Annotated in this window: 1 protein-coding gene; it reads left to right on the top strand. The window is 75.2% G+C overall.

Features of this window, described 5'->3' with window-relative positions; all coding sequences use genetic code 11:
- Positions 1-11 precede the first annotated feature (11 nt).
- A partial coding sequence (locus ACFU6K_RS29005) for an amino acid adenylation domain-containing protein (protein ID WP_380667940.1) occupies positions 12-5,902 on the top strand: 5,891 nt, incomplete at its 3' end.

Genomic DNA, 5,902 nt, shown 5'->3' with positions numbered 1-5,902 from the left:
TGCCGGAGCACATGGTGCCGTCGGCGTTCGTGGTGCTGGACGCGCTGCCGCTGACCGCCAACGGCAAGCTGGACCACCGGGCCCTGCCCGCCCCCGACCTCGTCCCGGCGGCGGCCGGCCGCGCGCCGCGCACCCCGCGGGAGCAGGTGCTCTGCGAGCTGTTCGCCGAGGTCCTGGGCGTCGCGTCGGCCGGCGTCGACGACGGCTTCTTCGACCTCGGCGGGCACTCCCTGCTCGCCACCCGGCTGGCCGCCCGGATCCGCGCGACGCTCGGCGTGGAGATGCCGCTGCGCACCCTGTTCGAGGCGCCGACCCCGGCCGGCCTGGCCGCCGCCCTGGTGGCGGCCGGACCGGCGCAGGCCGCCCTGGTACGGCGCGAGCGCCCCGAGGCGATCCCGCTGTCGTTCGCGCAGCGGCGGCTCTGGTTCCTGGACCAGCTGGAGGGCGCCGGCGCGAACTACCACATCGCGCTGGCCTGGCGGCTGTCCGGGGACCTGGACCGGCGGGCCCTGGAAGCCGCCGTGGCGGACGTGGTGGCCCGGCACGAGAGCCTGCGCACCGTCTTCCCGGCGGTGGACGGCGTGCCCCACCAGCAGGTGCTGGACGTCGTGGCGGCCCGCCCGCGGCTGCTCGTGAGCCGGACCACCGAGGCCGCGCTGCCGGCCGCCATGGCGGAGGCGAAGGCCCGCCGCTTCGACCTGGCGGCCGACGTGCCGCTGCGCGCCGAGCTGTTCGAACTGGCGCCGGACGAGCACGTGTTCCAGCTGGTGCTCCACCACATCGCGGGCGACGGCTGGTCGCTGGGCCCGCTCGCGCAGGGCCTGACCGCGGCCTACGCCGCGCGCCGCCGCGGCGAGGCGCCGCGGTGGGAGAGCCTGCCGGTCCAGTACGCCGACTACACCCTCTGGCAGCACGAACTCCTCGGCGACTCCACCGACCCGGACAGCCTGCTCGCCGGCCAGGCGGCCTACTGGACCCGGCAGTTGGCCGGCCTCCCGGAGCGGATCCAGTTGCCCGCCGACCGGCCCCGTCCGGCGGTCGCCTCGCACCGGGGCGGCTTCGTGCACACCGGACTGGACGCCGAACTGCACCGCGGTCTGCGCGAGCTCGCCCGCGAGCACGGCACCAGTCTCTTCATGGTCCTCCAGGCCGGCCTGGCGGCGCTGCTGAGCAAGCTCGGCGCGGGCGACGACATCCCGGTCGGCAGCCCGGTCGCCGGCCGGACCGACCAGGCGCTGGACGAGCTGGTCGGCTACTTCGTCAACACCCTGGTCTTCCGCACCGACACCTCGGGCGACCCGACCTTCGCCGAACTGCTGGACCGGGTCCGGGACACCTCGCTGGCCGGGTACGCCCACCAGGACCTGCCCTTCGAGCACCTGGTCGAAGCCCTCAACCCGGTGCGCTCACTGGCGCACCACCCGCTGTTCCAGGTCATGCTGGTGCTGCAGAACGCGCCCCGGGCCGACTTCGCGCCGCCCGGGCTGGACGTCGACGACATGCCGTTGACGACGACCACCGCCAAGCTCGACCTGATCTTCACCCTGTCCGAGCGGCAGGCGCAGGACGGTTCCCCGGAGGGGCTCGACGGGCTCGTCGAGTACGCCGGCGACCTCTACGACCCGGCCACCGTCGAGACGATGGTCGGGCGCTTGGAGCGGCTGCTCCGCGCCGTGGTCGCCGACCCGCGGCGGCGGCTCAGCCGGTACGGCCTGCTCTCCGCCGAAGAGCACGGCGACCTGACCGCCCTGGGCACCGGAGCGGAGGTGGAGCTCCCGGCCGCGAGCGTGCCGGAGCTGTTCCGGGCGCAGGTGCGGGCGATGCCGGGCCAGGTGGCGCTGGTGAGCGGGGACGTCTCGCTGACGTACCAGGAGCTGGACGAGCGGGCGAACCGGTTGGCGCACGCCCTGATCGCCCGCGGTGCGGGGCCGGAGCGCCTGGTGGCGGTCGCCCTGCCGAGGTCGGCCGAGCTGGTCGTGGCGATCCTCGCGGTGCTGCGGACCGGGGCGGCCTACGTCCCGGTCGACCCCGAGTACCCGGCCGCGCGGATAGGGCACATGCTGGACGACGCGGCCCCGGTCCTGGTGGTGACCGACGCCGGGACCCGGGACCGGCTGCCGGAGGCCGGCCCGGCCGGGTGGCTGGTGCTCGACGACCCGGCGACGGCCGCCCTGGTGGCCGACCGCCCGGCGACGGACCCGCTGGTCGCCATCGACCCGGGGCACCCGGCCTACGTGATCTACACCTCCGGTTCCACCGGCCGGCCCAAGGGCGTCCTGTCGACCCACGGCGGCCTGGTCAACCTCTTCGTCAGCCAGCGTCCGCTGCTGTTCCCCCGGGGGACGAAGGAGCGGCTGCGCATCGGGCTGACCACCTCGGTCTCCTTCGACGCCTCCTGCGACCAGCTGTCCAGCCTGTACGCGGGCCACGAACTGCACGTCCTGGACGAGGCCACCTGGTCCGACCCGGACGCCTTCGTCGACCACGTCAGGCGCGCCGGGCTGGACTACGTCAACGCCACCCCGTCCTATCTGCAGGTGCTCGTCGCACGGGGGCTCCTGGACGACCCGGGGCGCCGCCCCGCGGTGGTCTCGATGGGCGGGGAGGCCGTTCCGGACCAGCTGTGGGAGCGGCTGCGGGCCGTCGAGGACGTGTCCTGCCTGAACTACTACGGGCCGTCCGAATGCACGGTGGACGCCGTCGTCGCACCGCTGGGATCGAGTCCGCGCCCGGTGATCGGCCGGCCGCTCGGAGGCATCCGGCTGTACGTCCTCGACGGCACGCTGCGCCCGGTGCCCGCGGGCGTGGCGGGCGAGCTGTACCTCGCCGGAGCGGGCCTGGCCCGCGGCTACCTGAACCGGCCCGGGCTCACCGCGGGGCGGTTCGTGGCGGACCCGTTCGGTCCGAGCGGCACGCGCATGTACCGCACCGGCGACCTGGTGCGCTGGGGCGCCGACCGGAACCTGGAGTTCCTCGGCCGGACCGACGACCAGGTCAAGGTCCGCGGCTTCCGGATCGAACTCGGCGAGATCGAGGCGGCGTTGGCGGAACACCCGCAGGTCGCCCAGGTCGCGGTGACCGTCCGGGAGGACCGCGCCGGGGACGCGCGGCTGGTCGCCTACCCGGTGGCCGTCGCCGGGGCGGAACTCCGGCCGGACGAGCTGCGGGCACACCTGCGCGAGCGACTGCCGGACTACATGGTCCCGGCCGCCTTCGTGTCCCTGGAGGGCCTGCCGCTGACGGCCACCGGCAAGTTGGACCGGCGCGCGCTGCCCGCACCCGTCCACACCGCGGCACGGACCGGCAGGGCCCCGCACACCCCGCAGGAGCAGGTCCTCGCGGAGCTGTTCGCCGAGGTGCTGGGCGTGGCCGGGGTCGGCGCCGACGACGACTTCTTCGACCTCGGCGGGCACTCCCTGCTCGCCACCCGGCTGGTCGCCCGGGCGCGTGCCGCCCTGGGGGTGGAACTGGAGCTGCGCGCCCTCTTCGAGACGCCGACGGTGGCCGGGCTGGCCGCCGGGCTCGGCGGGGCCGGCCGGGCCCGGCTCGCCCTGGAACGGGCGGAGCGGCCCGCACTGGTGCCGCTGTCGTCCGCCCAGCGGAGGCTGTGGTTCCTGCGCCAGCTGGAGGGCGCCGACTCCGTCTACAACATGCCGCTCGCGTGGCGGCTCTCGGGGCGGCTGGACCTGTCGGCGCTGGAGGCGGCGCTGGGCGACCTCGCCGCCCGGCACGAGACCCTGCGCACCGTCTTCCCGGCCGTGGACGGGGATCCCCGCCAGCAGGTGCTGGCCGCCGGAGCGGCACGCCCGACGCTGTCGGTCACCCCGGTCGACGAGCCGGCCCTGCCGGAACGGCTGACGGCGGCGGCGGCGCGCGGCTTCGACCTCGCGGCCGAACCTCCGCTGCGCGCCGAGGTGTTCGAGCTCTCGGCGGACGAGCACGTGCTGCTCCTGGTGATGCACCACATCGCCGGTGACGGCTGGTCGCTGGGCCCGCTGGCGGCCGACCTGGCCACCGCGTACGCGGCCCGCCGCCGGGGCGAGGAGCCGCGGTGGGCGCCGCTGCCCGTGCAGTACGCCGACTACACGCTGTGGCAGGACCGCCTGCTCGGCGACGCGACCGACCAGGACAGCCTGTTCGCCCGGCAGGCGGACTACTGGAAGCGGACGCTGGCGGGCCTGCCGGAGCAGATCCAGCTCCCCGCCGACCGCCACCGCCCCGCGGCCCCCTCCTACGCCGGCGGCCACCTCGCGATCGAACTGGACGCCGAACTCCACGCCGGACTGGTCCGGTTGGGCCGGGAGCACGGCGCCAGCGTCTACATGGTGCTGCAGGCCGCGCTGGCCTCGCTGCTGGACAAGCTCGGCGCGGGCACCGACATCCCGGTCGGCAGCCTGATCGCCGGACGGACCGACCAGGCGCTGGACGAGCTCGTCGGCTTCTTCGTCAACACCCTGGTGCTGCGCACCGACACCTCGGGCGACCCGACCTTCGCCGAGCTGCTGGTCCGGGTCCGGGAGGGCGCGCTCGGCGCGTACGCCCACCAGGACCTGCCGTTCGAGCACGTCGTCGAGGCCCTCAACCCGTCCCGGTCGCTCGCCCGGCAGCCGCTGTTCCAGGTGCTGCTCGCGCTGCAGAACGTGCCCCGCACCGAGTTCGAGCTGAGCGGTCTGGCCGCCGAGATCCTCCTGGTGCGGACGCCGACGGCGATGTTCGACCTCGGCTTCCACCTGCTGGAGCGCGGCGGCACCGGCGGGCCGGCCGAGGGCATCGTCGGGCGGGTCGAGTACAGCACCGACCTGTTCGACCCCGCCACGGTGGAGACCCTGGTCGCCCGGTGGCTGCGGCTGCTGGCCGCGGTGGTCGCCGAGCCGGACCGCTCGCTGAGCCGGATCGACGTCCTCACCGCCGAGGAGCGCCGGGAGCTGCTGGTCGCCCGCAACGACACCGCCCGCCCGGCGCCCGTCGAGAGCCTGCCCGCCCTGTTCGAGGCGCGGGTCCGGGCGACCCCGGAGGCCCAGGCGGTGGTGTTCGAGGACACCGCGCTGACCTACCGCGAGCTGAACCGCCGGGCCAACCGGCTGGCCCACGCGCTGATCGCGCGCGGCGTCGGGCCGGAGCAGGTCGTCGCCCTGCGGCTGCCGCGCTCGGCCGAGCTGGTGGTCGCCGTCCTCGCGGTGCTCAAGACGGGCGCGGCCTACCTGCCGGTCGACCCGGACTACCCGGCCGCCCGGATCGCGTACATGCTGGAGGACGCCCGGCCGACCGTGGTGCTCGACGACCTCGCGGCCGTCACACCCGACGGGGAGCACCCGGAGACCGACCCCGACGTCACCGTGGACGCGCGGCACCCGGCCTACGTCATCTACACCTCGGGCTCCACCGGCCGCCCCAAGGCCGTGGTGATGCCCGCCGCCGGGCTGCTGAACCTGCTGACCTGGCACCACGAGGCCGTCGGCGGCGAACCCGGCACGCGCACCGCGCAGTTCACCGCGATCAGCTTCGACGTCTCGGTGCAGGAGATGCTCTCCGCGCTGCTGTACGGCAAGACCCTGGTGGTGCCGACCGAGGAACAGCGCCGCAGCGCCGAGCTGTTCGCCCACTGGCTGGACCGGCACGAGGTCGAGGAGCTGTTCGCACCCAACCTGGTGGTCGAGGCGCTCGCCGAGGCCGCGGAGGAGGCTGGGCTGGATCTTCCGCATCTGCGGCTGGTCGCCCAGGCGGGTGAGGCGATGCGCCTGAGCGGTGCCGTGCGCCGCTTCCAGTCCCGTCGGCCCGGCCGGGTGCTGCACAACCACTACGGCCCCGCCGAGACCCATGTGATCACCGCCTTCGCGCTGCCGGCCGACCCGGCGGACTGCCCGCTGCCGGTGCCGATCGGCCGTCCGATCGCCAACTGCCG

The sequence above is a fragment of the Kitasatospora sp. NPDC057512 genome (genome assembly GCF_042802135.1).
Classification (GTDB): domain Bacteria; phylum Actinomycetota; class Actinomycetes; order Streptomycetales; family Streptomycetaceae; genus Kitasatospora.
The sequence above is the reverse complement of the archived record's forward strand: the minus strand, read 5'-3'. Positions and strand labels throughout refer to the sequence as shown.